General features: G+C 59.0%; 2 protein-coding genes. One reads left to right on the forward strand and one right to left on the reverse strand.

Going from position 1 to position 1,519, the window contains the following annotated elements:
- Positions 1-353 precede the first annotated feature (353 nt).
- The gene (locus LB543_RS33780; protein ID WP_411908808.1) at positions 354-725 is read right to left on the reverse strand and encodes a hypothetical protein; all 372 of its coding nucleotides are present in this window, start codon (positions 723-725) and stop codon (positions 354-356) included.
- Between the two features lie 84 nt (positions 726-809).
- Here LB543_RS33780 and LB543_RS33785 point away from each other — a divergent pair, with 84 nt between their 5' ends.
- The gene (locus LB543_RS33785) at positions 810-1,268 is read left to right on the forward strand and encodes a hypothetical protein (protein WP_224617351.1); all 459 of its coding nucleotides are present in this window, start codon (positions 810-812) and stop codon (positions 1,266-1,268) included.
- The last annotated feature ends 251 nt before the right edge of the window (positions 1,269-1,519 follow it).

Raw genomic sequence — 1,519 nt, forward strand, 5'->3', positions numbered from 1 at the left:
CGACTGTAGCCCGCGGGTTCCTGCATGAGAGGCTTTCGTACGCCTGACGGCACCCGAAACCCTTCCCAATGTCGGCCCTTCAGGGTGCCTCGGCGACGCCCCTAAAGCGGACCTTCGTTGGCGGCCGAGCGCGGCCCACCGAGAGTCGGCGGCGGGCTTACACAACACAGGGACAGAGCACTTCAGCAGAAACAACGTATATTTAATAGTATGTAATTTAGATATACATTTCATGTTTACTGCTGTTCCAAAATATTTCTCTGACACCTGCTTGCGCACCATGAGAAAGCGTCGCATGGATAGGCAAGCACTATTTCGCTGCCTTGCCGGGGGGCGAGTGGATTCCATTGCGCCTATAATGGTCGCGCTGGACAGAGGTGTTGTTTGCTTGACGCTGCTGACCCAGTTTTTGCGCCAGCCTGCTGATCCGCCACGACCTTGGTCTGGGCGAGCGGCTTGCCGATCGTGTCGATATTGTCCGGGCGGCGAAGCGGTTGAAGCTCAAAGCGCGCATCGTGCAGCCATCGGCGAAGCGGCTCGATCGGCTGCCGCTGCCGGTGATTGTCGAGAAGGAAGACGGCGGCTTTGCCATCCCGGCTGCCGGGCGTAGCCTTTTCGAGCGCCCCAGAGATCACGCTCATCAGCGCGGCGCCCGCGTCGTCAAAGTCCTGATACATCCAAGCATCGAACTTGATGACGAGATAGCGATCCGGAGCCTTGTCCAATTCGCGCTCGACAAGGCGAAGTGTAGTTGACTTTCCGATTCCCCAGGGTCAGGCAATCGCGATTGCGCCCAGTGGCGTAGAAAAATGGAGCGAGTGAAAGCGCAACGTCACATTGCAATTCGACCGATGCAGCATTCGCGGCGGCAAGACGTGCAGCCCATCGGACGGGAAGAGGCGATTAGCGTCGTCAAGGGGCGATTCCAACGGTTCCGCCTCGTAACCATCGTCGGATCAGGCGGGATAGGAAAGACCACCGTGGGGCTTAGCGTGGCAGAACGCTTGTCGTCGTCGTACGAGCACGGCTTATGTTTTCTGGACCTGGCACCGATTTCGAACCCTCAAGCGCTGCCCTCGATGCTGGCTTCGCAGCTCCGTCTAAATGACACATCCGGTGATCCCGCCATGCATCTGGGCGCGCATCTCCGTCAAAGGCGTATGCTGCTGGTGTTAGACAGCTGCGAACTGGTTCTCGACGCCGCGGCTCGGCTTGCGGAGACCTTGCTCCGCGAAGCGCCGGAGATCGGTATCCTTGCTATGCCGTGAGGCGTTGCTCGTCGAGGGGGAGAGCGTCTACAGGCTTCTGTCAGCCTCAACGTCAGCGTAGCTGAACAGTTCGCCAGTTCGATCGTCGCCCCCGCGCACTCGTCACCTCCGAATCCCTTCCGAACCAGTGAGTCACCGCTGCCGTCGGGTGGCGAGTGCCTTTTCAGCAGTCCGCTAGAGCGGGATGAGATTAGCTTTGGTCATAGCCTGAGTTTTCGAAGTAGTGTGAGCACTCTGTCGGTGTGACGCGG

The organism is Mesorhizobium sp. ESP7-2 (assembly GCF_020164715.1).
Classification (GTDB): domain Bacteria; phylum Pseudomonadota; class Alphaproteobacteria; order Rhizobiales; family Rhizobiaceae; genus Mesorhizobium.

Coding starts and splice junctions, on each gene's coding strand:
- LB543_RS33785 (WP_224617351.1), top strand. CDS start 810: ATGGAGCGAGTGAAAGCGCAACGTCACATTGCAATTCGACCGATGCAG.